The sequence below is a fragment of the Streptomyces sp. R35 genome, assembly GCF_041053035.1.
GTDB lineage: Bacteria > Actinomycetota > Actinomycetes > Streptomycetales > Streptomycetaceae > Streptomyces > Streptomyces lutosisoli.
In genome coordinates, this window is sequence record NZ_CP163440.1 from 8,578,836 (window position 1) to 8,605,402 (window position 26,567).

The window sequence follows — 26,567 nt, forward strand, 5'->3', positions numbered from 1 at the left end:
AAGAACGCTAGGGACGACGCATGAACAGACCATGAAGGCTTCTCGACGCCCGGCGCATGCGCCCTCCCGGGCCTGGTTACCCTGACCGGCATGCACTGCCTGGTCGTCGACGACGAGACCCGCCTGACCGATCTGGTCGTCCGCTACCTCACCGAGTCCGGCCACACCGCCGTGGGTCGCTACGACGGGCCCTCCGGCCTCGCCGCGGCCCGCGACCCCCGCCTCGACGCGGTACTCCTGGACGTGATGCTCCCCGGTATGGACGGCGTCGAGGTGTGCCGCACGCTGCGCGGCGAGGGCCTCGACGTCCCCGTGATCCTGCTCACCGCGCGGGGCGCCGTGAGTGAACGGGTCGCCGGGCTCGACGCCGGCGCCGACGACTACGTGATCAAACCGTTCGCGATGGAGGAACTGCTCGCCCGGCTGCGGGCGATATCCCGGCGCCGCCCCGACCCCACGGGCCGCCTCCAGGTCGGCGACCTCGTCCTCGACCCCGAGCGGCAGCGCGCCTGGCGGGCCGACCGCGAACTCGATCTGTCCCGACGGGAGCTCGCCGTACTGCGGGTACTGATGGAGAACGCCGGCCGGGTGGTCTCGCGGCTACAGCTGCTCGACGAGGTCTGGGACGGCGAGACCGATCTGCGCAGCAACGCCATCGACGTCCATGTCTCCAAGGTGCGTGCCAAGGTCGACCGGGCCTTCAGCCGTACGACGATCACGACGCTGCGCGGGCGCGGCTACCGGCTGGAGACCGCATCGTGACGGTGGCGGTGGCATGGGGTGGGCTGCCGGCGCGGTTCCGGCGCCTGCCCGTCGTCGGCCGCCTGGTGCTGGCCGTCGCCCTCACCATGTCCCTCGTCCTGGCGGGTGCCGCGGGCCTGGTCTACTGGCGGGTCGAAACCGCCCTGGACGGCCAGCTGGACGAGGACCTGGCCACGTACCAGCAGAGCCTGAACCACGCGGTACGCGATGGCGGCGCACTGCCGTCCGGCCCCGACGGCAGTCTCCACCAGGTCCTCGACGCACACGGCCGGGTCCTGCGCTCCAGCGACACCGTCCGCGATCAGCGACTGCTCACGCCCGCCGAAGGCGCGGCCGTCGCGCAGGGCGCCACCATCCGCCGCGATGTCGGCTCACTCCTGCCCATCACCCCGGGCACGCTGCGACTGCGGGCCTGGCGCGTCACCGCCGGCGGGCAGACACGGGTGGTGGTCGCGGCCGTCCAACGAGGGCATCGCGACGAGGCGCTGCGCGAACTCCTCGCCCAACTCGCACTCGCCTCCGGACTGACCCTGCTGGCCGCCTCGTACGTCGGCTACCGCGCCGCCCGCGCCGCCCTGCGCCCCGTCGAGCGCTACCGAAGGGGGGCCGCCGCCCTCGCCGCCGACGCGGAGGACGCCCGGGGGCTGCGTCTGGAAGTGCCCACCGACCGCGACGACGAAATCACCCGGCTGGGCCATACCCTCAACCGCATGCTCGGCCGGCTCGAAGCCTCCGCCGCCCGCGAGCACCAGTTCATCGCGGACGCAAGCCACGAACTGCGCACCCCGCTCACCCTGATGCGAGCCGAACTCGACGTCGCGCTCCACCGGCCGCGCACCGCCGAAGAACTGACCGGCACCCTCCGGTCCGTCGACACCGAGGTGCGCCGGCTGGTCACCCTGGCCAACGCCCTCCTCGACCTCGAACAGCTCGGCAGCGGCGAACACATCGAGCGCACCCCGATCGACCTCGGCCGCCTGCTCGACGACGCCTCGGCCCCGTACCGGGCGGCCGCCGAACGGGAGGAGCGCACCCTCACCCTCGATCATGACCGCGCCACGGTGCACGTCGACCCACGCTGGCTCGAACCGGCCATCGGCACGCTCCTGGACAACGCCCTTCGCCACGGCAGCGGCGCGATCCTGTTGCGCGCCGAGAGCCGCGACGGCCGCCTGCGCCTGTCCGTCGCGGATGAGGGGACCGGTTTTCCACCGGACTTCCTCCCGCACGCCTTCGACCGCTTCAGCCGCGCCGAGGCCAGCCGCACCACTCCGGGTACGGGCCTGGGCCTGGCCCTCGTGGCCGCGGTCGCCGCCTCGCACGACGGCACCGCACACGCCGAGAACACGCCCTCAGGGACCACGGTCATGATCGACATCGCGTGCGCGTCCCCGGAACCTGCCGCGTAGCGTGGACGGAGAGGGAGATGAGGGTCATGACCGGACAGATCTTGACCGAGGTCAGCGCCATCGTCGCACCCGAACGTGAAGCCGACCGTGTCGCCGCCTGCCGTCAGCTTGTCGCCCGCACCCTGCCCGATGGGCTGGTGCGCACCGAACTGCTGAGCGGACAGGACGGACACTGGCGCATTCAGTTGCTGTGGCGGGACCGCGCCGCCCTGGACGCCGTCCGCGCGGCCCCGGAGGGACCGGCAGCGCCCCGGCTCTTCCGCGAAGTCGGCGCCGAACCCGCTCTCGCGCTGTCCGACGTCAAGGTCCGCCGCATCGCGCAGATCCAACCGATCTGACGCTCACGCGGTCCCAGTGGGGCCGGTGTCCGCGTGGGGGGCATGGGCGGTCAGCGAGCCCCTGAGCCCCGGCGTACGAGGCCCCATGCCGGTCCGATCGCGAGCAGTACGGCGAGTGCCGCGTAGCCGGAGGTGAGGGTGGTGAGCGTGGCGACCGCCGCGACGAGCAACGGGCCGCCCGCGTCGCCGAGTTCACGGCCCAGTTCGGCGGCGCCCATGGTCTGGCCGAGCCGTTCGGCGGGGGTGGAGGCGGCCAGGGCGGCGAAGCCGAGGGGGGTGATCAGGCCGGTTCCGGCGCCGATCAGGGCCGCGCCGGCCAGTACGCCGAGCAGGCCCGGCAGCATCGCGCAGCCCAGGCCGGCGGCGGTGAGCAGCAGACCCGCGGTGATGCCGCCGTGCGCGGTGAGGCGCCCGGCGTCCAGGGCCCGCCCGGCGCGCGGCTGGACCACGGCGGCGCAGGCCGCCAGCACCGACACCGCGGCACCGGTGGCGACCGTGCCCAGTCCGGCCGCCCGGCCGGAGACCGGCAGGAAGCCCACGCCGACCGAGAGGGCGGCGGTCGCCGCGGCCAGCGCCGCGGTCGGACGGAGGAAAGCCGGGTGGGTCAGCCGACGGGCCAGGTCGAGGACCGTCTGCCGGACCCTGGGCAGCGGAGGTACGACCGGGACCGCGAGCGCGGCCCATCCGGCGACCGCCGCTCCGAGCACCGCCAGCACCGTGAACAGCAGCCGTAGCCCCCCGGCCCACACCAGCACCCCGCCGAGCAGCGGGCCGAGGGTGTAGCCGATGGACTTGTAGAAGCCGTAGGAGCCGAAGGCCCGGCCGTGCTTGGCGGCCCGGTTGAGCCGGGCGACCAGCGCGGAGGCGGACGGCGAGAAGGCCGAGGCCGCGGCGCCCTGGCCGAGGCGGGCCGCCCACAGCCAGCCGGGGCTGTCCGCCACCGCGTACACGGCTGAGGCGGCGGCGAAGGCGGCGAGCCCGCCCAGCAGCACCGGGCGGGCGCCGACGCGGTCGGCGAGCGTGCCGAAGACCGGCTTGAGCAGCACCTCAGCGCCGTCGTACAGGGCGAGCAGACCGCCGAGCACCATCAGCGAGGTGACCGCATCGTCGGAGAGACCGCCGAGGTTGGCGGCGATGCCGTGGGCGCCGAAAGCGGTGGTGAACCCGGCCGCATACAGCGGCCACATCTGCCGGGCCGGCGCCGCCCGCACCGGTATGGCCCGGGTCATTCGCTCTGCTCCGGTGTCTCGTGGAGAGCGGCGAAGACGCGCTCGGCGTAGTCCTCGCAGGCGGCGGTGCACTGCTTGAGGCGCTCGCCGGCCTCGGCCGCCTCCTGGGTGCCGAACACGTCCCGGGCGGTGAGCTCACGGTGCCAGCGCCGCAGCCGCTCCAGCGACTGTTCCTCTTCCTCCAGTTCGGCGAGCGTGAACTTGGCGATGCGGATCTCCTTGGCCAGCTCCGCCTCGAACTTGCCGCAGTCGGCGAGGAACTCCGTCCAGTCCGCGGACCGCGCGGCGGTGAACAGCGCCCGGAGGTGTGCGGAATCGGCGGGCGTGCGGCCGGCTGCGTCCAGCGTCACGACCTCCCCGTCGGCCCGGCCGGCCAGTTCCACGGCGCGCGCCAGGCCGTCGGCGAACACAGGCACATCGGGGACGGCCCACGTGCCCTGCCCCAGGGACAGCGCGCCGATCCGGCGCAGCTCCCGCCAGACCGCGACCCGGTGGCGGGAGGGAGCGGTGGGCAACCGCACCAGCAGCACCACCCACCGCACAGCAGCTTCGTCGGTAGTCACATCTGGAAATGTATCACTCGTTACATCAGCAGCCAGGCAATGGAGGCATACGCGACCACGACGGACAAAAGCGGGAGAAAACGGGGAAGAGTAGAGCGAGGATCGGTGAACTGCCCGCAGCATCGCGTCCTTGAGGGTGGTGTCCCCCGTACTGAGGCGGGCCCTGCGCCGAGTCAGCAGGTCCGAGTGTCCGCGAGCCAAGTCCGCCAGACGTGCCGTGTGTTGGGGAGCTCGGGACGGTCGAGGAGCCAGAGCACGTAGCCCGCGTGGAGTTGCGCCCATGGGTTCTCCGAGTGGTGAGCCCGGTTGAGTCTGGTGCGCAAGTCGGCGCAGTCGACTGCCCGGGCCACCCGTACGTACTCACGGTCTTTGCAACGGTAGGCCCGCTGGACGACGACCTCGACGAGATCTAGGAGTTTCGCTTTGACCATCTCGTCGCGGTGGTCGCAGCGCGCCAAGTCGCGGATGAGTGCTTGCTTCGTGCCCCACGCCTTGGCGTGCTGTGTCCACTCCTGTGGGAAGCGCGCCTCCCACTCCAGGAAGAGCAGGGCAAAGGGCAGCTCCGGCGACCGGCCGATGTCATCGCGATGCGGTGCGCGCCACAATGCCTCCGGCAGGCAACGGCTTCCGGCCTCGTCGTACAGCCGGTGGGCCGCAACGACCGACGGCTCCTGGTGCCAGGCTTCCGAGCCCGCCCTGGATGCCCGGAGCCAGGCCTGGTTGTACCGAGCAAGTGCTGCCTGGGCTTCCGCGCGGGCCGCATCCAGACGGGCCAGCGCCGCACCCCGGTCGACAGCGTCGGGCGCTATCAACCCGTAGCTCCACCCCAGACGCTCAGCCCACTCGCGGGCGCCCTCCACGCTGGGGCCTGCCGCTTCTGTCATGTGGCACTTCTTCCTCGACCTGTACACAAAGGCGGTCTCCATGGTGGCCTACCCGCCGTGGCAAAAGGGGACGGTCGAGGAACGGCCCGGTGGGTGGCTGTACACCACGCGGCTCGCGGCGTACGTCGAGGGAGGCGGCGGGTTCGTCGGGGTGCACGCCGCGGCCTGTACCGAGTACGACTGGCCGTATTACGGCGAGCACGGCCTGGATCGCCGTCACGCGGCCGAGAGGGCAACGGGGGCCGTGCGCGACCCACAGCGGACGGGCCGTCAGATGACTGAGGAACCACTCGCCGTCCCGCGTCTCGACCAGTTCCGCATGCCCGGCCTTCTCAACGGCACTTCAGGGTCGTCCCGGGTACTCTCAGTGGGCCAGGTCCCGGGACCGGTGGAGAGGAATCGTGGGGAACCACTCGAACGAGCTGGTTGCCACGTAGTACCACTCGCCGACCCGGACCAGCGAGGGGTCCGGGGCGAAGCCGCGGATGACGGGGTTGTGCGCCACGGTTCGGGGCCCGGTCACTTGAGGGCTCCCAGGGTGACGCCCGACCGCCAGTAGCGGCGCATCGCGGTCATCATGACGGCGAGCGGCACGATGGACAGCAGCGCGCCGGTCAGGACGAGGCTGGTCAGGTCGACGCCGGACTCCAGACGCTTGCCGGTCCAGTTGTACAGGCCGATGTTGAGAGTCCAGTTCTCCTCGCCACGCAGCACGGTCAGCGGGAGGAAGAACGCGTTCCAGGTGTTGACGAAGGCGAGCAGAAACACGGTGGCGCCGCCCGTGGTCATCATCCGCAGCACGATGCTGAAGAAAATGCGCAGCTCACCGGCACCGTCCAGACGGGCCGCCTCCAGGAGTTCGTACGGAATCGTGGATTCGGTGTAGACCTTGGCCAGGTACACGCTGAACGGGTTGATCAGACACGGGATGAGCATGGCCCAGGGGGTGTCGACCAGCCCGATGGACGAGAACAGCAGATACAGCGGGAGGGTCAGCAGGGCGAGCGGGATCAGGAAGGATCCCACGACGCACGCGAACACCACATTGCGCCCGGGGAAGTCGAAGCGGGCCAAGCCGTATCCCGTGGCCAGAGCGATGAGGGTGCCACCGAGGGAGCCGACTCCCGCGTACAGGAAGGAGTTGGCGGTCCAGCGCAGGAAGATGCCGTGCTCGTAGGTGAACAGCTGGTGCAGGTTGTCCCACAGGTGCATGCCGGAGAACCACAGGCCGTTGCTCTGGTACAGCCCGGTCCGGTCCTTGGTGGCGGCAACCATCAGCCAGTACACCGGGAAGAGGCTGTAGGCGCTGGCCAGGACCAGGCCGATCAGGATGAAGCGCTGGCCGCCGCGTCCGCGCGAGGCGCCGTCGGGGCGGGCGAGCCGGCGGACGGGACGGGCGGGAGGCCGCTCGGTGCCCTTTTCGGTCAGCGTCATCAGTCGGCCTCCTTCGAGGTCAGCCGGTAGAAGAGGAAGGAGGCGACGCCGAGGATGACGGCGAGCAGCACCGACAGGGCCGCGGCGTAGTGGTAGTTGCCGGAGTTGAACGCCTGGTTGTAGATGATCATGATCGGGGTGAAGCTGTCGTCGACCGTCTGCGGAGTGACATTCCTGAACAGCGCGGGCTCGTTGAAGATCTGCAGCATCTGGATGATGGACAGCAGTCCGGTCAGCACCAGCGCTCCGCGGACGTACGGGATCTTGATGCTCAGCGCGATGCGCGCCTCGGAGGCGCCGTCGAGGCGCGCTGCCTCGAACAGCTCGCGGGGCACGCCCTGGAGCGCAGAGTAGATGATCACCATGTTGTAGCCGATGCCGTGCCAGGTGAGCAGGTTGCCGATGGAAGGCCACACCATCGAGGGTGCGAAGAAGTTCCAGTGGAACCCGAAGAGGTCGCCCAATGACGTCAGCGGACCCACAGCGGGGCTGTAGAGGTTGATCCACACGATGGCGGCGACCACCCCGGGGATCATGTACGGGATCAGCAGCACGATCCGGAACCTGCTCGCCGCCCGTGCGGTGAGCGCGTCGAGGAGCAGGGCGAGCAGCAGGCTGATGGCGAGCATCGCCGGGATCTGCACGCAGGCGAACAGGAACACCCGCAGGACGGAGTTCATGAACGCCGAGTCGGTAAGGCCGTGCTGGTAGTTGTCGAGGCCGACGAACTTCTCCGTCGCGCCGCCGAGCCCGAGCCCGGACTGCTGCTCCAGGAACAGCGACTGGTAGACGGCGTAGCCGATCGGGACGAGGTACAGGAAGACGAAGCCGAGCTGGAAGGGCACCGTGAAGGCGGCACCCTTCCAGCGCTGAGAGCGGATCATCGGTGGTGCCTCAGCCCTTGACGCTGATACCGCGGGACTTGAGGTCCTTGACCGTCCACTCCTGCATGTGTGCCAGCAGGTCGGTGACCTTCTCGTCCTTGTTGATGACCTTGGCCCAGCCGCTCTGCATCTCGGTGAACATCGCGGTCCAGTCCGGGCCGAAGGTCCAGTCGGTGGTGACCGTGCCCAGGCTGTCCGTCACGACCTTCCTGGCCGGCTCGTAGTTGTCGCCGAGCAGCTTGTCCGAGATGGCCTCGCCGACGTACGAGTCGCTGTCGGCCAGCGCGGGCATGACGCCGTTGCCGGTGGTCGGGCTCGCCATGGTCTTGACCGCGCCGGTGTTGGTGGACATCCACAGCGCCGCCTGGGCGGCCTGCTCCTGGTTCTTGCACTGCTTGGTCACCAGGGTCAGCCCGCCGCTCTGGTTGGTACCGGCCGGGGTCTTGGCGGCCTCACCCTGGAAGGTCGGCCACGGTGACAGCGCCCACTGCCCGTTGGACTTGGTGAAGTTCTGCACCATGCCGGCCATCTGCCAGGTGGAGATCTGCCGGGTCGCCGTGCCGCCGTTGTCGTAGTTGCGCTGCACGGCCGCGTAGTCGGCGAAGGAGAGCTTGGAGTTCAGGTCGTTGTCGATGATCTCCTGGATCACCTTCGCCGCCTTGATTGTGCCCGCGTCCTGGAAGTTCACCTTCCACGCGTTGCCGTCGATGCTGTACCAGTGCGCCCCGGCCTGCATGGCGAGCACCTCCAGGGTGCTCGGGTCCTCACCGGCGTAGTTGGTGAGCTTGATGCCGTGCTTCTTCAGCACCTTGCCGGCGGCGACGAAGTCGTCCCAGGTCGCCGGCGCCTTGAGGCCGTACTTCTTGAAGATGTCGGTGCGGTAGATGGTGAAGGCGGGCGCGGAGCTGGTGGGAACGCCATAGACCTTGCCCTGCACCTGGGCACCGGCCCAGGCACCGGCGTTGAACTTGTCCTTGCCCGGCTCGACGTACTTGGTGATGTCGGCGAGCGCCCCCTGCGAGACCCACGTGGTGACGTACTCGGCGGTGTTCTGCACCAGACAGGGCGCGTTGCCCGCCTTGACGGCGTTGGTCAGCTGCTTCTGCATGGTCAGCTGGTCGGTGACCTTCGTGTACTTGAGCTTGATGTCCTTGTGGCTCGCGTTGAAGGCCTTGACGACGGCTTCCTGGCCGTTTGCCCAGCCCCAGAAGGGGAGGGTGACCGGACCGGAGGACTTGGAGTCCTCCCCGGAGCCGGATCCGCCGCATGCGGTGAGCAGACCTGTCAGCGCGAGACCGGCGACTGCGGCCCGGGCGAACCTTCTCCTGGAGGTGATGGAGTTCATCTGACCGTGATCCTTCGGAATGTAGGCGTTCTCAGAACGAGAGGACGGCGGCTCGGTGTTGGCCAGAAACGGCGGCCGGGAAACCGGCGGCTCGCGGTTGCGTGGGGGACGGCCAAGCGGAAGCTGTAGTAAGCGGTTGCTGTGGACGGTAGGCCCCTGCGTCAGCCTGGAGCAAGAGGCGGGGCGGAATTTATTACGCCGGGCTGTCCGTCAGGTGACGTCCGCGGGTCCTGGGGTGTTGTCGCTCGCGAGTCGATCCGTGCAGGTGAGCGGTGTATTCGTGGCGCCCGAACGGGGCTGTGCGGACGCCACGGGCGTTCTCGGAACGCCTCGGATACAGCGTGAAAACGGTTACGTAACCTTGCTCGCCAGGAGCGTCGGCTCAGGGGCGCCGGGTCGGCGGCATGACGGAATTCCGTACGACGACATGCGTGCCCAGGACGAGGTGCTCGCCGTCGCCGCCCTTGCGGCGGCCGGAGCCGCCCTCGCGCCGGTCGGCCACCGCGCGCAGCGCGACGCGACCCATCTCCTCGTACGGGACGTGCACGGTGGTCAGCTGCGGAGTGAGCTGGGAGGCCAGCGGGATGTCGTCGTAGCCGACGATCGATACGTCCTCGGGCACCCGCAGCCCGGCCGCGCGCAGGGCCTGCATCGCACCGGCGGCGACCACGTCGGTGCCCGCGAGCACCGCCGTGAAGTCCAGCTTCCGCCGCAGGCTCTCCTCGACCGCGTCGTACCCGTGCTCGTAGTCGTACGGGCCGTGCAGCACCAGGCCCGGATCGAAGGGCACGCCGTACGCCTCGAAGGCCCGCCGGGCGCCCTTCAAGCGGCCCTGGGCCGTGGTGAGTTCGGCATGGCCCGGCAGCACCAGGACCCGGCGATGGCCCGCGGACAGGAGGTGGCTGGCCATGGCATAGGCGCCGCCCTCGTTGTCGTAGTCGACCGTCGTCGCCGGTACGTCGCCCTCCAGGGGCGGTCGGCCGACCAGGACGAGATGGGAGCCGGCCGCGTCCAGGGAGCGGGCGAACCGGGCCATCCTCAGCTGGTACTCGTCGAAGTCGTACGCGCCGCCGAGCAGGACCACCGCGGCGACGCCCTGCTGGCGCATGAGGTTGACCAGGGCCAGTTCCCGCTCCGGATCGTCCCCGGTGGTGCCGACCAGCGAGAGCCAGCCGCGCAACGAGGCGGCGCCCTCGACTCCCTGGGCCACGTGGGCGAAGGCGGCGCCGGTGATGTGGTTGATGAGGATGGCCACCGTCGGCGTGCCGCCACCCGCAAGCGAGCGGGCGTGCGCGTTGGTGACGTAGTCCAGGTCCCGTACGACCTTCATCACCCGGCGGCGGAGTTCCTCCGACACCGGATAGTTGCCGGACAGGACGCGCGAGACGCTGGCGACCGAGACGCCCGCCCGCTCCGCGACGTCCCGGATGGTGGCACGTCCGGAGTCACCCGATGCCTTGCGCTGACTCACCGTAGCGGCTCCTTCGCCGTAGAGACTTCCTCACCGGATGAGCCGGGGCCCGTCCGGAGTCCCCTCCGGGGGCCTGCCCCCGAGCCCCCTCCGGGGTTCCTCCCCCCGCCGGTGCTGGAACCGTATCCCATTGTTTCTCCGCCTGTTTCCCCGAGGCGGCGGCTGGGAGTCGGGGCGAGGTCAGGCGACACGGGTCATGTCCGCGTGAGACACCTCGTGGACCGGTGGCAGGCCCGCGACCAGGCGTTCCAGCTCGTCGCACACGATGCGGCCGAGGCGTTCCAGCTCGTTGCCGAGCGAGCCGGCGATGTGCGGAGTGAGGAAGACGTTGGGGAGGTGGTAGAGCGGGGATCCGGCGGGCAGCGGTTCGGGTTCGGTGACGTCCAGTACCGCGCTCAGGCGGCCGGAGAGCAGCTCGTCGGTGAGTGCGACGGGGTCGACCAGAGCGCCGCGGGAGGTGTTGATGAGGACACCTCCGTCCTTGATCAGGGCGAGCCGGTCGCGGTCGAGCATGCGATAGGTCTCGGGGATGTCGGGGGCGTGCAGGCTGACGATGTCGCTGGTGTCCAACAGGCCCTCCAGTGAAAGCAGTTCGACCCCCAGAGCGGCGGCCTCGGTGGCGTTCACGTAGGGGTCGTACAGCGAAACGGCGAGGTCGAACGGCCGCAGGAGTTCCAGCAGCCGGCGGCCCACGCGCGAGGCGCCGATGATCCCCACCCGGCGGCCGAGGTTGCCCGTGTCCGCGGTCTCGGTGGGGGAGGGGTAGGTGTGGGTGCCCCGGAAGTGTTCGCGGTGGGCGAAGGTGTCCTTTCCGGCGAGCAGGATCATGGCGAGTGTGTACTCCGCGACCGGCAGCGCGTTGCCGGTCACCGCGCTGACGACGGTGACTCCGCCCTGCCACAGGGCCTCGCCGACCAGGGAGCGGACGGAGCCCGCGGCGTGCAGGACGGTGCGCAGCCGGGGCGCCGCGGCCAGGACGTCCGCGTCGAGGTGGGGGCAGCCCCACCCGGTGATCAGCACCTCGGCCTGGGACAGCGCGGGTGCCGCCGCGGGATCGGCGAAGTCCTGGACGACGAGCTCGGGGTCGAGATCGGCCGCCTGCTGGAGCCGTGCCATGAGGGGCGGAGGGAAGAGCAGTGGCAGGTGCACCGGATCCATGGCGAACACGGCCCTCGGCTGCTGGGGGCTGGGCATGACTCTCCTGAAGCGCTGGATGGAAAGCATTGGATGGAAACATTTTCAGAAAGCGTCTTCTACCGTAGATCTGACGGGAAGGGCGGGTCAATCGGCGCGACGGAGAGGTGAGTGCGGGTGCCCATGGGCCTGCGCGGTCGCGTACGCCCATGTCAGGGCAGGGGAAAGCGGCAGGACGGCGGCAGGCCGAGCGCCCGCCCCAACTCCTCGGCGGCGTGGACGTGTGACCGGGGCCGGCCCGGGAGGGGCGCCCCGGCCACTCCGGTCTCCCGGTGGATGGGTCCCGGCACGCCCACGCCCATGCCCATGCCGCTGACCCCCGTCTGTCCAACTCCGCGGCTTCCAGGAGCCGGTGGAGGACCGACACGCCGGCCTCGATGCGCGCGGCCGCTCCGGTCGCGGGATCCAGGCCGTGCCGGAGCCGGTGATCTCCCCCGCGGCCAGGTCGCCGAGGTGTACCCGGACGCCGTCGAAGGTGTGGTTCATGCCCGCCACGACTGCTGCTCACGGACTCTTTGGCAACCGGTTGTCTGCACGACCGTCGAGACCGCCGTCGGGTACGTCGTATGCCGTGATGATCGGGCCGCGTTCCGCCAGCTCGCCGGCGATCGTCGAAACCGTGGTCGGGAAACCCCGACCTGACGTGCCAACTCGACTTGGTGCAAGGGTTCTTGAGTGAGAAGCAGGGCGTTGACCTGCCCTTCGTTCGACCGTCGCAGGCTCCTCGGAGTCCCTCCGGCCCGCTGGCTCATGTCGCCGAGGTTACCCAGTCTTTTCGAAAGTCCGTCAAGAGTCTTGACGCAGTTTCCAGACAGGAAGAAGCTCTGCCCCATTGCCCAACAACCGGTTGCCATTTCGGCCGAGTTGCGGTGGGCAGGTCGATCTCTGCCCGAAATCCCGAACAGTTCGAAGCAGGAGGTGGTGCGTTCATGCCCCCACGTGCCGGTGCTCCCCTGAGCCGCCGCCGCTTTCTCGCTCTGTCGGCGGGCGGCGCCGCGGCCGGCGCGGCCGCGCTGAGCGGCTGCGCCCTGCAAGTGGCCGGTGCCGCGACCGGCAGCGGCGAGAGCGTCACGATGATGGTCAAACTCGACGACGTCTCCACTGAGCTGATCCAGCAGGCTCAGAAGGAACTCGGTATCAAGATCACCGTGGTGCAGGACGACATCACCCGGCTGATCGCGATGCTCACCAACGGCAACCCGCCGGACCTGGTGCGTGGCAGCGGCGCCCTGGACACGCCGTACTTCGTCGCCCGGGGCGTGGCCGAGAACCTGGACCCGTACTTCGCCAAGTCCACCGTCCTGAGGACCGACGACCTGGACCCGGCCAACGACCTGTGGCGGTACGACGGGAAGACCCAGGGCAAGGGCCCCCGGTACGGTATGGCGAAGGACTTCTCCCAGGACGCGATGTTCTGGTACAACACCTCGCACTTCGACAACGCGGGCGTCGACTACCCCTCCGACACCGAGCCGATCACGTACGAGGAGTGGCTGGACAACGCCAAGCGTCTGGTCCAGCGCAAGAACGGCCAGACCACCGTCTACGGCGGCAGCTACAACGGCCTGGGTCTCGGCATCCTCTTCACCAACTTGACGGCCGCCGCCGGAGGCAACCTCTTCTCGGAAGACTTCAGCCGCGTCGACTTCACGACCCCCGAGGCCCGCAAGGCTCTCACCTGGTACGTGGACTACGCCAAGACCAAGGTCGGGCCGAGTCTCATCCAGCCCAACCCCGACGCCTGGGACGGGCCCACCTACGTCGCGGACCGGATGGCCATGTCCGGCAGCGGCTACTGGCTCGGCGGCATGATCAACGCAACACCCAAGGTGGCGAAGGTGTCCCGCCTCGCCCCCGCCCCCGTCTTCGAGGGCGGCCCGCGGCTGAGCTCCTGCCAGGGCGGCACAGGCATGTGGATGCCGAAGAAGGCGCGGAACAAGGACGCCGCCTGGCGGGTCTTCGAGTGGTTCTTCGGCGAGGGGCCGGCCAAGGACCGCGCGGCGGGCGGCTGGGGGATACCGAGCCTGAAGTCGCTCCAGCCGCTGATGCCGCACAAGGAGGACTACCAAAAGCGTGTCCTCAAGGTGCAGAAGGCCGAGCTGGAGCACTTCTCGGTGACCCCCTTCACCCCCTACGCCAAGTGGGACGCGCTCGAAGCCCTCATCAACCAGGTCATTCCTGCCGCCATGAACGGCCGGATATCCATCGACACCCTCGCGGGGCGCCTCAACTCGGCCCTCAACGAACAGCTGAAGCGCGGTAAGGAGCAGGTGGGATGACAGTCGGCCAGATCCCCTCCGTCGCGGAGCGACCCCGGCCCGCCACGCGCACCGGCGGCCGCGCGCACTCCGCCGACCTGCCCCGGACCTCCATCACCGCACGCCGGCAACGGGCGTTCTACCTGTTCACCTCTCCCTGGATCATCGGCTTCCTGCTGCTGACCGTCGGCCCCATGGCGTACGCGCTGTGGCTGAGCTTCACCACGTTCGACGGCATCTCCCCCCACTGGCGCTACGTGGGGCTCGGCAACTACCGTGAGCTGCTGTCCGACCCGGTGACCTGGGACTCGCTGGGCCGCACGGGCGTGTTCGCCATCACCTCGGTCCCGCTGTCGATCATCGCGGGGCTCGGACTCGCGGTCCTGGTCAACCGCCCACTCAAGGCGCGCGGCCTGTGGCGCACCCTGCTCTATCTGCCGGCCGTGGTACCGCCGGTGGGCGCGGGTCTCATCTTCAAGCAGCTCTTCAACAGGGACTCGGGTGCCACCAACGGCATCCTGCACATTTTCGGTATCGACGCCGTCGCGTGGCTGGATGACCCGTACGCCCGCTACGTGATCCTGATGGCGGTGCTGTGGGGCGCCGGAAACATCATGATCATCTCGCTGGCCGGGCTCCAGGACGTGCCCCGCGAGCTCCACGAGGCGGCCCGCCTCGACGGTGCGAGCGCCTGGCGGACCTTCCGCAGCATCACCGTGCCGCTGCTCTCGCCGGTGCTGCTCTTCCAGTGCGTGACCGGGATGATCGCCTCGGTGCAGACCATCCTGCCGCTGCTGATTGCCGCGGACGCCACTCCCAAGGGCGTCACCGCGATCCCGCAGTCCAACTACATGTACATGATGCACGTGTTCGCGCAGTACTTCGCGCTCGGCCGCTACGGCTACGCCTCCGCGCTCCTGTGGGTGCTCTTCGTCCTGATCCTCATCGCGACCGGCCTCATCTTCAAGGCCACGTCCGGTGTGGTGTTCTACAACGTCGACCCGGAGGCGAAGAAGTGACCGCCACCAGCGTGACCCCCAAGACCTCCCAGGCCTCCGAGACTCCCAAGACTGCCAAGTCCGCTGCCCGTGTGCGGGTGCGCGCGTCCCGCCTCGTCCTCTACACGGTCCTCGTGGTGATCACCGGCCTGATGCTCGGACCCTTCGGCTGGCTGATCATCACCGGTCTGAAGACCACGCCCGAACTGGCCGCCTCCCCGGTGCACTGGCTGCCCGACAAGATCCAGTGGCACAACTTCGCCGACGCCTTCACCAATATCGACTTCCTCGGCTACGCCCGCAACTCCCTCATCATCGCGCTGATCTACGCCACCCTGGTCACCCTGAGCTCTGCCTGGGTCGGCTTCGGATTCGCCCGCCTGAACGCTCCCGGCAAGAAGACCCTGTTCCGTGTGCTGCTCGGCTCGATGATGCTGCCGCAGATGATCACGCTCTTCCCGACGTACCTCATCTTCGCGAAGCTCGGCATGGTCAACACCTATTGGCCATGGGTGCTGTGGGGGCTGGCGGCCGCTCCGTATCTGGTCTTCCTGTTCCGGCAGTTCTTCGCCGGGATGCCGCGGGAGCTGGAGGAGGCCGCGATCGTCGACGGCTGCGGCTACGCGGGGATCTTCTGGCGGATCTTCCTGCCGCAGTCCTGGCCGGTCCTGGCCGCGAGCTTCGTGATCGCCTTCACCTGGACCTGGGGCGACTTCATCGCCCCCATGCTGCTCCTGTCCAGCGACCGCACCACGCTCTCCGTCGCCATCATGACCTCGTACATCACGGAGGGTGGGATGCCCGTGAACAATCTCCTGGCCGCCGGCTCGGTGATGTACGTCGTCCCCATCCTTCTGATCTTCCTTGTCGCCCAGCGCGGCTTCGTCGCCGGGATGTCCACCTCCGGACTCAAGTGACCTTCCGTATACCGCTGTTCACCCTCGCTAGGAGTCATGCATGAACACGCCCCTGTCACGCCGTACCGCCCTCCAAGCGGCGGGTGCCACCGTGCTCGCCGCCGGCCTGTCCGGTCTGACGGCCACAGCGGCCCGGGCGGACGACGGCAACGCCGCGCCGAAGCTGGTCACCTACCCCCGCCCGGCCACCATGCCGACCAACACCAGCTTCAAGGTGCGGGTCCGCACCGCCCCCGACGGCGAGTGGCAGACCCTCGACATCTACCGTCCTCAGCTGGAGGAGATCAACGCCACCACCGGGTCGGGCAAGGTCCTCAACTCGTCGATGGTGTACTTCGACTTCCAGGGCTCCGTCGAGATCGAGGTCACCTACCTCAAGGGCGGTACCACCAAGGCCCGGGTAAGACCGGACGCGCTGGCCATCACGCCCGAACTGCTCGGCGACACCCTCCGCTTCACCCTGGATGAGCCGCGTGACGTCGTCGTCCAGATCAACGACGAGATATTCGACGCCCTCCACATCATCACCAACCACATCGACCCCAACCCGCCCGCCGCCGACGACCCGGACGTCCTCTACTTCGGCCCCGGCGTGCACACCGTCACGGGCAACGTCCTCACCGTGCCCAGCGGCAAGACCGTCCACCTCGCGGGCGGCGCAGTCCTGCAGGCGCAGGTGTTCTTCAAGAACGTGGAGAAGGTCTCCCTCACCGGCCACGGCATGCTCAACGCCGGCCCGGGCGGCATCCTCTGCGAGGGCAGCAAGAACATCCGCGTCGAGGACGTCATCATCATGAACCCGAACGGCTATGCGGGCACGTTCGGCATGAGCGAGAACGTCCATGTGAAGAAGGCGCGTTCGTTCAGCTCGAAGGGCAACGGCGACGGCTTCGACGTCTTCTCCTCCACGGGCGTCGTCTTCGACGGCTGCTTCATGCGCAACTCCGACGACTGCTTCGCGATCTACGCCCACCGCTGGGACTACTACGGCGACACCCGCGACATCACCATCCAGAACTGCACCCTGTGGGCCGACGTCGCGCACCCGATCAACGTCGGCACGCACGGCAACACCGACGCCCCCGAGATGATCGAGAACCTGGTCATCAAGAACCTCGACATCCTCGACCACCGCGAGCCCCAGATGGGCTACCAGGGCTGCATCGCCCTCAACCCCGGCGACTCCAACCTCATCAAGAACGTGTCCATCGAGGACGTCCGGATCGAGGACTTCCGCTGGGGCCAGGTGATCCACATGCGGATCATGTACAACACGAAGTACAACACCTCGGTCGGCCGCGGCATCGAAGACGTCTACGTCAAGAACCTCAGCTACACGGGCACCCACGCCAACCCGTCGCTGTTCCTCGGCTACGACGCCGACCACGCCATCAAGAACGTCACCTTCGAGAACCTGGTGATCAACGGCGTCGTCGTCGCCGACTCGATGAAGAAGCCCAAGTGGTACATGACCACGGACTCGGTGCAGTGGTTCGCCAACGAGCACGTCACGAACCTCACCTTCCTCACCACCGCCGAGGCCGAGGCGGCCGCCGCGTCATGAGCATCCCCGCACAGGCACCCTGGCCCGAGTCCGGCAGGGTCCGCCGGGCGGGTCCTGGCCGCCGAGGCTTCCTCGGCGGCGCCGCGGCCCTGTGGCTGGTGTCGGGCGCGAGCGGACTGCTCGTGCCCGGCATGGCACGGGCCCAGGACGGCAGCTCCGCCGGCCCGAGGACCTTCACCCACCCCGGGCTGCTGCACAGCGCCGCCGACCTGGCCCGTATGAAGGCCGCCGTCGCCGCGAAGGAGTCGCCCGTCTACGACGGCTACTTGGCGCTCGCGGCCCACGCTCGCTCCTCGTCGTCGTACACCGTGCAGAACACCGGCCAGATCACCTCGTGGGGGCGCGGCCCCAGCAACTTCCAGAACCAGGCCGTGGCCGACTCGGCCGCCGCCTACCAGAACGCCCTCATCTGGTCCGTCACCGGCGACCGCGCACACGCCGACAAGGCCCGCGACATCCTCAACGCCTGGTCGGCGTCACTGACCGCCATCACCGGCGCCGACGGCCCGCTCGGTGCCGGGCTCCAGGCCTTCAAGTTCGTCAACGCGGCGGAGCTGCTGCGCCACAGCGACTACGACGGTTGGCCGGACGCGGACATCGCGCGCTGCGAGGAGTCCTTCCTGCGCGTCTGGTATCCGGCCGTGTCCTGTTACATGCTCTACGCCAACGGCAACTGGGATCTGACGTCCCTTCAATCTCTCCTGGCCATCGGCGTGTTCTGCGAGGAGCCTGCGCTCTTCGACGACGCGCTGCGCTTCGCCGCCGCGGGTGCGGGCAACGGCAGCGTCCCGCACCGCATCGTCACCGACGCGGGCCAGGGCCAGGAAAGCGGTCGCGACCAGGGCCACGAACAGCTCGCGGTCGGCCTGCTCGCCGACGCCGCCCAGGTTGCCTGGAACCAGGGCGTCGACCTGTGGGGCCACGACGACCACCACATCCTCGCCAACGTCGAGTACGCCGCCCGCTACAACCTCGGCAACGACGTCCCCTTCACCCCCGACCTCGACCGCACCGGCAAGTACATCAAGAAGACGGTCTCGGCCACCGGGCGCGGCACCATGCCGCCGATCTACGAGATGGCGTACGCGCACTACGCGGGCGTACGCGGCCTCGACGCCCCGTACACGAAGAACGCCGTCTTCCGCGGCACCGGCGGCGCGCGCGTCGTCGAGGGCAGCAACGACGACCTGCCCAGCTGGGGCACTTTCGCCTACGCCGGCGCCACGGCCCCCGCGCCGACCGTGCCCACGGCTCCGGCGGGCGGCACGGCAGTGGGCGACTCCGGCGCCGTCACGGTGAGCTGGCTGCCCTCCGCGTGGGCGACCACGTACACCGTGCGGCGGGCCACTCGGCCCGATGGCCCGTACGAGGAGATCGCCTCCGGGGTCGAGAGGCCGGCGTACACCGACAGCGGCGTGCGCGCGGGACGGACGCACTACTACACGGTGTCCGCAGCCAACTCCCAAGGCAGCAGCGGTCATTCGGGCCCGTTCGCGGCCACGGCGGGTCTCCCGGAGCCTTGGTCGACCCAGGACGTCGGGGACGTGAAGATCGCCGGATCCGCCGCCTTCGACGACGAGCGGTTCGTGCTGGAAGCGAGCGGCACCGCCGACACCTACCGCCTGGCGCACCTCCCGCTGCCCGGCGACGGTACGGTCAGCGCGCGGGTCGTATGGCCGCTCAGCTCGCAGTACTCCAAGATCGGCGTCACCCTCCGGGATTCGCTCGACGCGGGTGCGGCGCATGCCTCGATGCTGATCCAGGGGCTGCCGCTGCACACCTGGAGCGGCGTGTGGACCGTACGTCCCGAGGCCGGAGCGGACGTCTCCGCGACCGGCAGCACCCCCGTGCCGCCGTCCCAGCAGCAGGCGATCACCGTGAACGCGGCCTTCCCGATCTCGAGCCTCGGCGCGCTGCCCGAGTCCGCGACCCCACTGGACGCCCCGTACGTCGAGGGCGCGGGCGACGGCTACCGGCTGCGGGCGCCGTACTGGGTGCGCGTCACGCGCAGGGGCCGCCGCTGCACCGGCGCCATCTCGCCGGACGGCATCCGCTGGACCGAAGTCGGCTCCACCGAGGTCGAGTTGGGGCACACCGTGTACGCGGGCCTCGTCCTCACCTCCTGCCTGGGCGTCGACGAGGACTACGCCGAGACCGGCACCGGCGCCTTCGACAACGTCAGCGTGAGCTCCTCCTCGTCCGGTGAGATCTGGTCCGTGCCGCGCCCCGCCCGCACCGCGGGCGGCCTGCGGGCGACCAGCGACGCCGACGCCGTCGAACTCGCCTGGACCGATCCGGACCCCTCCGCCCGGTACAAGGTGCTGCGCGCCACCGACGCCGACGGTCCGTACCAGACGATCGCGACCGGCATCGGCCCGGTCGGGTTCGGTACCCGCATCCGGTTCGCGGACGCGACGGGCACGCCCGGCACGACGTACCACTACGTCGTCGCGAAGATGAACTGCGGCGGGCGCGGTCCGCTGTCGGAGTCGGCGGCCGCGCCGATGCCGTCTCCCTCCGTTCCCCAACTCACGTCCGCAGGCAGCGCGTTCGCGAACACGGGCGTCGCGTTCCGGCATCTGCTGCGGGCCTCGCACGAGCCCGCACGGTTCACCGCCGACGGGCTGCCCGACGGCCTCCGTGTCGACAAGCGCACCGGCCTGATCTCCGGAACCCCCACCCGGACAGGCGAGTTCACGGTCACGACCACGGCGGGCAACGCGGCCGGCGACGGGGCCGGCACCCTCACCCTCACGGTAGGCACACCCCCGCCCGCTCCCTGGACGTACGGCGACCTCGGTGACGTCGTCCTCGACGACCGCGACTTCGGGACACTGGGCGTGGTGGCGATCCGTACGCCCGGCAGCACGTCGTACGACGGCGGGACCTTCACCGTCCGGGGTGCCGGCACCGATCTCACCGTCAACAACCAAGGAATGACAGGGCAGTTCGTACGACAGCCCGTCACCGGCGACTGCGAGGTCACCGCCCGGCTGGTCTCCCGTACCGGCGCCACAGCCGACCGGCTGGGACTGCTGATGGCCAAGTCGCTGTCGCCGTTCGACCAGGCCGCCGGGGCGATCGTCACCGGTGGGACCAGCGCGCAGCTCATGCTGCGCAAGACCGTGGCGGGCGCCTCCGCCTTCACCGGCACCACGACCGTACAACTTCCCCTGCTACTGCGGCTGAAGCGCACCGGGACCGCCTTCGCCGCGGCCGTCTCCACCGACGACGGCGCCACCTGGACCCCCCTCGCCGACGGAGAGATCCCCGGCTTCGGTGACGCCCCCTACTACGTGGGCCTCGTGGTCTGCTCCCGCAGTCCCCTGGTTCGCAGCACCACCGAATTCGAAGAGGTGAGCATCACGCCCACCTAGGTCTCCACTGGATTGGAGCTGCACAGCGATGAGCCGCACTTCCCCCCACCAGCACCTCCAGAACACCGAGTTGAGCCGCCGCGGTCTCCTGAAGACCGCCGGCGGGCTCACCGCCGCTCTCGCCGTCGGGGCGTCCGCCGCCGCGGTGACGGGCGGCACCGCGGACGCCGCACCGGCGACCTTCACCCACCCCGGAATGCTGCACGCCTATGGCGAACTCAACCGCGCCAAGGTACGGGTCGCCGCGGGCGACGACCCGTGGCTCTCCGGCTGGAACCGCCTCACCGCCAACAGCCACTCGGCGAGCACCTGGACGCCCAACCCGCAGGCCACGATCATCCGCGGCGGGACCGGCGAGAACTACGGCATCCTCTACAACGACATCCACGCCGCCTACCAGAACGCGCTGCGCTGGAAGATCGCGGGAACGACCGCGAACGGCGCCACGGCCGTCAAGATCCTCAACGCCTGGTCGTCGACCCTGACCACCGTCACGGGCAACGCCGACCGGTTCCTGGCCGCCGGGATCTACGGCTACCAGTTCGCGAACGCCGCCGAACTCATGCGTGGCTACAGCGGGTTCGACCTCGACGCGTTCAAGGCGATGATGCTGGATGTCTTCTACCCGCTCAACAACGACTTCCTGCTCAACCACAACACCGCCTGCATCACCAACTACTGGGCCAACTGGGATCTGTGCAACATGAACTCGATCCTGGCCATCGGCATCCTGTGCGACGACGCCGCGAAGTACGACCAGGCGGTCAACTACTTCAGGAACGGCGCGGGCAACGGCTCCCTCACGCACGCCGTCCCCTTCCTCTACGAGAACGTCGACGGCTACGACCTCGGCCAGTGGCAGGAGTCGGGCCGCGACCAGGGGCACACCGTGATGGGCATGGGCCAGATGGGCGCGTTCTGCGAGATGGCCTGGTCCCAGGGCGACGACCTGTACGGCTACGACAGCAACCGGTTCATGAAGGCCGCGCAGTACGTCGCCAAGTACAACCTGGGCTACGACGTGCCCTACACCACCTACAGCTGGGGCACCGGCCAGAGCTGCGCGTACAGCGAGCAGACGGTGATCTCCAGTGCCTCACGCGGCCAGGTCCGGCCGGTGTGGGACATCCTCCACTACCACTACGCGCGCCGCAGGGGCCTCGACGTCCCGTACATCACCGCCATGGCAGAGAGCGTCCGCCCCGAGGGCGGCGGCGGTGACTACGGCTCGACCAGCGGAGGCTTCGACCAGACCGGCTTCGGGACGCTGATGTACGCCAAATAGCACGTTCAGCACGCGGTACGTCCGCCAAACGGGGACGTCCGCAGGAATACCGGGAGGTGATGTGATGCTCTGATGTGAACGATTCGCGGCGCGGTGAGGAGCTGGTGGTCGGATGGCGGTGGACGCGTTGGACCCGGTTTCCCGTACGGAGGACCCGGAGGTCGCCACCCCGTACGGAGCGGTGCGCGGCCGGTACGAGAACGGGATCGCCGTCTTCCGCGGCATTCCCTACGCGGCACCGCCGTTCGGCCCCCGCCGCTTCCGGCCACCGGAGCCGCCCGAGCCCTGGGACGGGGTGCGTGACGCGAGCGCGTTCGGGCCGACGCCGCCCAAGCCGCCGTACTCGGAGGCGTTCGCACGGCTCCTCGCCGACCCCGTCGTGCCCGGCGACGACTGCCTCAACCTCAATGTGTGGACGCCGGAGCCGGGCCCCGGCGCCCGGCTCCCCGTCATGGTGTGGATCCACGGCGGGGCCCTGACCCGCGGCTCCTCGGCCGTGCCCGTCTACGACGGGCGTGCCTTCGCACGCGACGGCGTCGTCTTCGTCTCCTTCAACTACCGCCTGGGAGTGGAGGGTTACGGCCTCTTCCCGGACGCGCCCGCCAACCCGGGGCTGCGCGACCAGCTCGCCGCGCTGGAGTGGGTGCACGAGTCCATCGCCCAGTTCGGCGGAGACCCCGGCCGCGTCACCGTCTTCGGCGAGTCGGCCGGAGCCATCAGCATCGGCGCGCTGCTGGCCGCCCCGCGAGCCCGGGGCCTGTTCCACCGGGCCGTCCTGCAGAGCGGGCCGCCCGAGGCGAGCGACCGCGACAAGGTGCGCCGGATGGTGCGCAGGATGGCCACCCGGCTGAAGGTCCCCGCGACGGCGGAGGCGTTCGCCGCCGTGGACCGCGAGCTGCTCCTGCGCACCCAGGCCGAGGTGGGGAAACTCAGCAGCCCGGTGCTCGGCGGGCCCGCCTTCGGCATCGTCGTCGACGGCGACGTCGTCCCGCGCGATCCGCTGGAGGCCCTGGTCGAGGGAGCCGCGCCGGACATCGACCTGCTGCTGGGCTGGACGAGCGAGGAGTACCGGCTGTGGCTGGTCCCGGGAGGCCTCCTGGAGCGGGTCGACCGGCTCGGTCCGGTGGCCCTGGCCGGCGCGATGGCCCGCTGCCACTGCGGTCACGAGGTGCCCCGCGGCTACCGCGCCCTCCACCCGGAAGCGGGCACCGCGGACCTCGTCGGCCAGATGGTCACCGACCATCTCCTGCGGGCGCCGCTGCACCGCCTTGCGGACGCGCGCCGCGGGCAGACCCCCGCGTACGTCTACGAGTTCGCGTGGCCCTCGAACGTGCCGGACCTAGGTGCCTGCCACGCCCTGGAGCTGGGCTTCGTCTTCGACACCGCCGACGTACCGGAGTCGGCGAAGCTCGCGGGTCCGGGCGCCCCGCAGGAGCTCGCCGACGCCATGCACACGGCGTGGGTACGGTTCGCGGTCGACGGCGACCCGGGGTGGGCCGCCTGGGACGCCTCGCACCCGGTCCGTATCTTCGGAACCGGCGAGCCCCACACCGTCCACGGACCGCGTGACCGCGAACTCGCCCTGTGGGACGCCGAGTCGGCGAAGCCCGTCAGCTCTCCGGAATCCACACCCGCATCGCGCCCTCCCGCCGGTTGGCCCACGCGTAATACGGCACCGCTGTCAGCCGTACGGCGCTTCCGTCGCTCCGGCGGCGCCCCTCGGCCGTGACGACGGTGCCCCGCCGAGCAGCTCCGGCCCGGGTAGGAGGGGCGGAGATGGCGGCGGTCTCGGCGAGGGCGTGTCGGTCGGGCCTGCCGTCCGGCCGTGCCCCGTGTTCACCGTGCCCCACCGCCCGGCGCCGCCACCGAGTCCCGGACCACCACGTGCGTGCCCAGCAGCAGGTGTTCGTTCGGGGCGTCCGGGGTGCGGCCGAGGGCGGTGCGGACGGCGAGGCGGCCGAGTTCCTCGTAGGGGACGTGGACGGTGGTGAGCGGCGGGTGCAGGTCCCGGGCGAAGGGGATGTCGTCGTAACCGGCGAGGGAGACGTCGGCCGGGACGCGCAGGCCCGCTTCGTGGAGGGCGGTCAGCGCGCCGGAGGCGACCATGTCGGTGGAGGCCATGACGGCCGTGAACTCCAGCCCCTGCGCGAGGGCTTGGCGCATCAGGCGGTGACCGGAGTCGCGGGTGAAGTCGCCGTACAGCCGCAGCGCCGGGTCCGGGTCGAGGCCGCGGGCCCGGTGGGCGGCGAGATAGCCGCTCTCGCGCCCCTGGGCCGTGGTGTTGTCCGCGAGGCCCCCGAGGAACAGCACCCGCCGGTGGCCCTGGGCCAGGACGTGCGCGCACAGGGCGTAGGCGCCGCCCTCGTTGTCGTACTCGATGACGGTGACCGGCGTTCCGGGCGCGAGCGGCGGGCGTCCGCACAGGACGAGCCGCGATCCCGCCGACGCCAGTGAGTCGGCGATGCGGGCCATGCGTTCGCGGTACTCCGGGGTGTCGGTGGCGCCGCCGACCAGGATCACCGCGGCGGCCCGCTGGGCGCGCATCATCTCGATGAACTCCAGCTGGTGTTCGGCGTCGCCGTCCGTGCTGCACACCAGGCACAGATGCCCGAGCCGGGTCGCCTCGCGCTCCACCCCGTGCGCCATGAGCGCGAACGACGGGCCGGTGATGTCGTCCAGCACGAACGCGAGCGTCGGTGTACCGGCCCCCGCGATCGCCTTGGCGCGGGCGTCGGCGACATAGTCCAGATCGCGCACCGCCCGCATCACCCGCGTACGCGTCGTCGTGCTCACCGGGTACTCGCCGCCGAGCACCCGCGACACCGTCGACGCCGACACCCCCGCGTGCGCCGCCACGTCCCGGATCGTGTGCCGGCCCCCGGCGTCGGTGGTGCTCTTCCTCGTCATCCCCTGGCCCCTTTCCTCCGCCCCCGGGCGACGACGTCTCCGGCGCCGGGGCCCCTCGGGAAGTGCGGCAACACGCACGGCAACCGGTTCCCGAGCCGGAGGCTAGCAGGGGGAGCGGCGCGGGACGAGGGGCGGGGCCGGGGCGGGCAATGCGAAAGTTTCACCGCTGTGCCGCGGCTCGTCCCGGGCGCTTTGGGTGCCGGCATTGCATGAAAATGCGAGATGTTGCATAATCTTGCCATGTCCAAGGTCCTCACCTCCCTCCCCACCGGCGAGCGCGTCGGCATTGCCTTCTCCGGCGGGCTCGACACGTCGGTCGCTGTCGCCTGGATGCGCGACAAGGGTGCCGTCCCGTGCACGTACACCGCCGACATCGGCCAGTACGACGAGCCCGACATCGCCTCCGTGCCCGACCGCGCCTTCGCGTACGGCGCCGAGATCGCCCGGCTCGTCGACTGCCGTGCCGCGCTGGTCGAGGAAGGGCTGGCGGCGCTCGCGTGCGGCGCGTTCCACATCAAGTCGGGCGGGCGCCCGTACTTCAACACCACGCCGCTGGGGCGTGCCGTGACCGGCACGCTGCTGGTGCGGGCCATGCTCGAGGACGGGGTGCAGATCTGGGGTGACGGCTCCACGTTCAAGGGCAACGACATCGAGCGGTTCTACCGGTACGGGCTGCTCGCCAACCCGCACCTGCGGATCTACAAGCCCTGGCTGGACGCGGACTTCGTCACGGAGCTCGGCGGCCGCAAGGAGATGTCGGAGTGGCTGCTCGCGCACGCGCTGCCGTACCGGGACTCGACGGAGAAGGCGTACTCCACTGACGCCAACATCTGGGGCGCCACGCACGAGGCCAAGACCCTGGAGCACCTCGACACCGGCATCGAGACGGTCGACCCGATCATGGGCGTGCGGTTCTGGGACCCGTCGGTGGAGATCGGCACGGAGGACGTGACGGTCGGCTTCGACCAGGGCCGCCCGGTCACCATCAACGGCAAGGAGTTCGCCTCCCCGGTCGACCTCGTCATGGAGGCCAACGCGATCGGCGGCCGGCACGGTCTGGGTATGTCCGACCAGATCGAGAACCGGATCATCGAGGCCAAGAGCCGCGGCATCTACGAGGCGCCCGGCATGGCGCTGCTGCACATCGTCTACGAGCGCCTGGTCAATGCGATCCACAACGAGGACACCGTGGCCGCGTACCACAACGAGGGCCGCCGCCTCGGCCGGCTGCTCTACGAGGGCCGCTGGCTCGACCCGCAGGCGCTGATGGTGCGCGAGTCGCTGCAGCGCTGGGTCGGCGCGGCGATCACCGGCGAGGTGACCCTGCGGCTGCGGCGCGGCGAGGACTACTCGGTCCTCGACACCCGGGGCCCGACGCTCAGCTACCACCCGGACAAGCTCTCCATGGAGCGCACCGAGGACTCGGCGTTCGGCCCGGTGGACCGCATCGGCCAGCTCACCATGCGGAACCTGGACATCGCCGACTCCCGTGCGCGCCTTGAGCAGTACGTGGGCCTCGGCCTGGTCGGCACCGCCCACCCGACGCCGATCGGCGCCGCGCAGGCGGCCGCCACCGGTCTCATCGGCGCCATGGACCAGGGCGGCGCCGAGGCGATCGCCTCCCGCGGCGAGGCCACGGCCGAGGAGACCGCCGAAGAGGCGATGCTGGACCGCGCAGCGATGGAGTCCGGAACGGACTGAGCTCGCTCACCGGTCGTACGCACCTGGGCAGCGTCCCCGTGCCCCGT

General features: G+C 70.0%; 20 protein-coding genes and 3 pseudogenes. 12 read left to right on the forward strand and 11 right to left on the reverse strand.

Going from position 1 to position 26,567, the window contains the following annotated elements; genetic code table 11:
* Positions 1-90 precede the first annotated feature (90 nt).
* Genes AB5J50_RS38600 through AB5J50_RS38610 form a run of 3 tightly spaced genes read left to right on the forward strand, consistent with a single transcriptional unit; the run spans position 91 to position 2,509 of the window.
* Positions 91-762 (forward strand): response regulator transcription factor, encoded by a 672-nt coding sequence (locus tag AB5J50_RS38600; RefSeq protein ID WP_369263328.1) that lies wholly within the window; start codon positions 91-93, stop codon positions 760-762.
* Positions 759-2,171, forward strand: coding sequence for a sensor histidine kinase (locus tag AB5J50_RS38605; protein WP_369263329.1), 1,413 nt, complete (start codon positions 759-761; stop codon positions 2,169-2,171). Before AB5J50_RS38600 ends, AB5J50_RS38605 begins: the two co-directional genes overlap by 4 nt.
* Before the next feature lie 26 nt (positions 2,172-2,197).
* Complete coding sequence (locus tag AB5J50_RS38610) at positions 2,198-2,509, forward strand: hypothetical protein (RefSeq protein ID WP_369263330.1); 312 nt, start codon at positions 2,198-2,200, stop codon at positions 2,507-2,509.
* A 50-nt stretch (positions 2,510-2,559) separates the two neighbouring features.
* Here AB5J50_RS38610 and AB5J50_RS38615 read toward each other — a convergent pair whose 3' ends face one another.
* The 3 genes from AB5J50_RS38615 to AB5J50_RS38625 form a co-directional block, all read right to left on the reverse strand.
* Positions 2,560-3,696 carry an MFS transporter gene (locus tag AB5J50_RS38615; RefSeq protein ID WP_369265627.1) on the reverse strand — a complete coding sequence of 379 codons (1,137 nt, stop codon included), beginning with the start codon at positions 3,694-3,696 and terminating at the stop codon, positions 2,560-2,562.
* 38 nt (positions 3,697-3,734) lie between these two features.
* A complete protein-coding gene (locus AB5J50_RS38620; protein ID WP_369263331.1) occupies positions 3,735-4,301 on the reverse strand; it encodes a Chromate resistance protein ChrB in 567 nt (188 codons plus the stop codon).
* Positions 4,302-4,474: 173 nt separating this feature from the next.
* Complete coding sequence (locus tag AB5J50_RS38625; RefSeq protein ID WP_369263332.1) at positions 4,475-5,185, reverse strand: hypothetical protein; 711 nt, start codon at positions 5,183-5,185, stop codon at positions 4,475-4,477.
* A 109-nt stretch (positions 5,186-5,294) separates the two neighbouring features.
* On the opposite strand from AB5J50_RS38625, the pseudogene AB5J50_RS38630 reads away from it, so the two are divergent.
* A pseudogene (locus tag AB5J50_RS38630) lies at positions 5,295-5,384 on the forward strand (ThuA domain-containing protein); the annotation flags it as partial.
* Between the two features lie 168 nt (positions 5,385-5,552).
* Here AB5J50_RS38630 and AB5J50_RS38635 read toward each other — a convergent pair.
* From AB5J50_RS38635 to AB5J50_RS38660, 6 genes and pseudogenes are all read right to left on the reverse strand, one after another.
* Positions 5,553-5,708 (reverse strand): annotated as a pseudogene (locus tag AB5J50_RS38635) (family 43 glycosylhydrolase); the annotation flags it as partial.
* Complete coding sequence (locus AB5J50_RS38640; RefSeq protein ID WP_369263333.1) at positions 5,705-6,619, reverse strand: carbohydrate ABC transporter permease; 915 nt, start codon at positions 6,617-6,619, stop codon at positions 5,705-5,707. The pseudogene AB5J50_RS38635 and the gene AB5J50_RS38640, both read right to left, overlap by 4 nt.
* Positions 6,619-7,503 carry a carbohydrate ABC transporter permease gene (locus AB5J50_RS38645; RefSeq protein WP_369263334.1) on the reverse strand — a complete coding sequence of 295 codons (885 nt, stop codon included), beginning with the start codon at positions 7,501-7,503 and terminating at the stop codon, positions 6,619-6,621. Before AB5J50_RS38645 ends, AB5J50_RS38640 begins: the two co-directional genes overlap by 1 nt.
* A gap of 10 nt (positions 7,504-7,513) precedes the next feature.
* Complete coding sequence (locus AB5J50_RS38650; RefSeq protein ID WP_369263335.1) at positions 7,514-8,848, reverse strand: ABC transporter substrate-binding protein; 1,335 nt, start codon at positions 8,846-8,848, stop codon at positions 7,514-7,516.
* 382 nt (positions 8,849-9,230) lie between these two features.
* Entirely contained in the window at positions 9,231-10,319 is a 1,089-nt protein-coding gene (locus AB5J50_RS38655; protein WP_369263336.1) for a LacI family DNA-binding transcriptional regulator, read from the reverse strand.
* A gap of 180 nt (positions 10,320-10,499) precedes the next feature.
* Positions 10,500-11,513, reverse strand: a complete 1,014-nt coding sequence (locus AB5J50_RS38660) for a hydroxyacid dehydrogenase (protein ID WP_369263337.1) — start codon at positions 11,511-11,513, stop codon at positions 10,500-10,502.
* A 929-nt stretch (positions 11,514-12,442) separates the two neighbouring features.
* Between AB5J50_RS38660 and AB5J50_RS38665 the strand changes: the two genes are divergently transcribed.
* The 7 genes from AB5J50_RS38665 (at position 12,443) to AB5J50_RS38695 (ending at position 23,641) form a co-directional block, all read left to right on the forward strand.
* Positions 12,443-13,792, forward strand: a complete 1,350-nt coding sequence (locus tag AB5J50_RS38665; RefSeq protein WP_369263338.1) for an extracellular solute-binding protein — start codon at positions 12,443-12,445, stop codon at positions 13,790-13,792.
* Entirely contained in the window at positions 13,789-14,790 is a 1,002-nt protein-coding gene (locus AB5J50_RS38670; RefSeq protein ID WP_369263339.1) for a carbohydrate ABC transporter permease, read from the forward strand. The genes AB5J50_RS38665 and AB5J50_RS38670 overlap by 4 nt, the downstream gene beginning before the upstream one ends.
* A complete protein-coding gene (locus AB5J50_RS38675) occupies positions 14,787-15,686 on the forward strand; it encodes a carbohydrate ABC transporter permease (protein WP_369263340.1) in 900 nt (299 codons plus the stop codon). The genes AB5J50_RS38670 and AB5J50_RS38675 overlap by 4 nt, the downstream gene beginning before the upstream one ends.
* A gap of 40 nt (positions 15,687-15,726) precedes the next feature.
* Entirely contained in the window at positions 15,727-17,250 is a 1,524-nt protein-coding gene (locus tag AB5J50_RS38680) for a glycosyl hydrolase family 28 protein (protein ID WP_369263341.1), read from the forward strand.
* 131 nt (positions 17,251-17,381) lie between these two features.
* The gene (locus tag AB5J50_RS38685) at positions 17,382-20,627 is read left to right on the forward strand and encodes an alginate lyase family protein (RefSeq protein ID WP_369265628.1); all 3,246 of its coding nucleotides are present in this window, start codon (positions 17,382-17,384) and stop codon (positions 20,625-20,627) included.
* A 28-nt stretch (positions 20,628-20,655) separates the two neighbouring features.
* On the forward strand, positions 20,656-21,912 hold the full coding sequence (locus AB5J50_RS38690; protein WP_369263342.1) for an alginate lyase family protein: 1,257 nt from the start codon (positions 20,656-20,658) through the stop codon (positions 21,910-21,912).
* Positions 21,913-22,024: 112 nt separating this feature from the next.
* Positions 22,025-23,641: a carboxylesterase/lipase family protein gene (locus tag AB5J50_RS38695; RefSeq protein WP_369263343.1), complete on the forward strand. Its 1,617-nt coding sequence runs from the start codon at positions 22,025-22,027 to the stop codon at positions 23,639-23,641.
* Here the strand turns inward: AB5J50_RS38695 and AB5J50_RS38700 are convergent.
* Both AB5J50_RS38700 and AB5J50_RS38705 read right to left on the reverse strand, forming a co-directional pair.
* A pseudogene (locus AB5J50_RS38700) lies at positions 23,568-23,762 on the reverse strand (hypothetical protein); the annotation flags it as partial. The gene AB5J50_RS38695 and the pseudogene AB5J50_RS38700 overlap by 74 nt on opposite strands.
* On the reverse strand, positions 23,749-24,819 hold the full coding sequence (locus AB5J50_RS38705; protein WP_369263344.1) for a LacI family DNA-binding transcriptional regulator: 1,071 nt from the start codon (positions 24,817-24,819) through the stop codon (positions 23,749-23,751). The gene AB5J50_RS38705 and the pseudogene AB5J50_RS38700, both read right to left, overlap by 14 nt.
* Positions 24,820-25,059: 240 nt before the next feature.
* Here AB5J50_RS38705 and argG point away from each other — a divergent pair, with 240 nt between their 5' ends.
* A complete protein-coding gene (gene argG, locus AB5J50_RS38710; RefSeq protein WP_369263345.1) occupies positions 25,060-26,520 on the forward strand; it encodes an argininosuccinate synthase in 1,461 nt (486 codons plus the stop codon).
* Positions 26,521-26,567: the final 47 nt, after the last annotated feature.

Bases quoted from the DNA above. Each gene is read 5' to 3' on its own strand.
- AB5J50_RS38685 (WP_369265628.1), top strand. From the start codon at position 17,382: ATGGCACGGGCCCAGGACGGCAGCTCCGCCGGCCCGAGGACCTTCACC.
- AB5J50_RS38705 (WP_369263344.1), bottom strand. From the start codon at position 24,819: ATGACGAGGAAGAGCACCACCGACGCCGGGGGCCGGCACACGATCCGG.
- AB5J50_RS38690 (WP_369263342.1), top strand. From the start codon at position 20,656: ATGAGCCGCACTTCCCCCCACCAGCACCTCCAGAACACCGAGTTGAGC.
- AB5J50_RS38660 (WP_369263337.1), bottom strand. From the start codon at position 11,513: ATGCCCAGCCCCCAGCAGCCGAGGGCCGTGTTCGCCATGGATCCGGTG.
- AB5J50_RS38645 (WP_369263334.1), bottom strand. From the start codon at position 7,503: ATGATCCGCTCTCAGCGCTGGAAGGGTGCCGCCTTCACGGTGCCCTTC.
- AB5J50_RS38625 (WP_369263332.1), bottom strand. From the start codon at position 5,185: ATGACAGAAGCGGCAGGCCCCAGCGTGGAGGGCGCCCGCGAGTGGGCT.
- AB5J50_RS38610 (WP_369263330.1), top strand. From the start codon at position 2,198: ATGACCGGACAGATCTTGACCGAGGTCAGCGCCATCGTCGCACCCGAA.
- AB5J50_RS38650 (WP_369263335.1), bottom strand. From the start codon at position 8,848: ATGAACTCCATCACCTCCAGGAGAAGGTTCGCCCGGGCCGCAGTCGCC.
- AB5J50_RS38615 (WP_369265627.1), bottom strand. From the start codon at position 3,696: ATGTGGCCGCTGTATGCGGCCGGGTTCACCACCGCTTTCGGCGCCCAC.
- AB5J50_RS38695 (WP_369263343.1), top strand. From the start codon at position 22,025: ATGGCGGTGGACGCGTTGGACCCGGTTTCCCGTACGGAGGACCCGGAG.
- AB5J50_RS38680 (WP_369263341.1), top strand. From the start codon at position 15,727: ATGAACACGCCCCTGTCACGCCGTACCGCCCTCCAAGCGGCGGGTGCC.
- AB5J50_RS38670 (WP_369263339.1), top strand. From the start codon at position 13,789: ATGACAGTCGGCCAGATCCCCTCCGTCGCGGAGCGACCCCGGCCCGCC.
- AB5J50_RS38600 (WP_369263328.1), top strand. From the start codon at position 91: ATGCACTGCCTGGTCGTCGACGACGAGACCCGCCTGACCGATCTGGTC.
- AB5J50_RS38640 (WP_369263333.1), bottom strand. From the start codon at position 6,619: ATGACGCTGACCGAAAAGGGCACCGAGCGGCCTCCCGCCCGTCCCGTC.
- AB5J50_RS38665 (WP_369263338.1), top strand. From the start codon at position 12,443: ATGCCCCCACGTGCCGGTGCTCCCCTGAGCCGCCGCCGCTTTCTCGCT.
- argG (WP_369263345.1), top strand. From the start codon at position 25,060: ATGTCCAAGGTCCTCACCTCCCTCCCCACCGGCGAGCGCGTCGGCATT.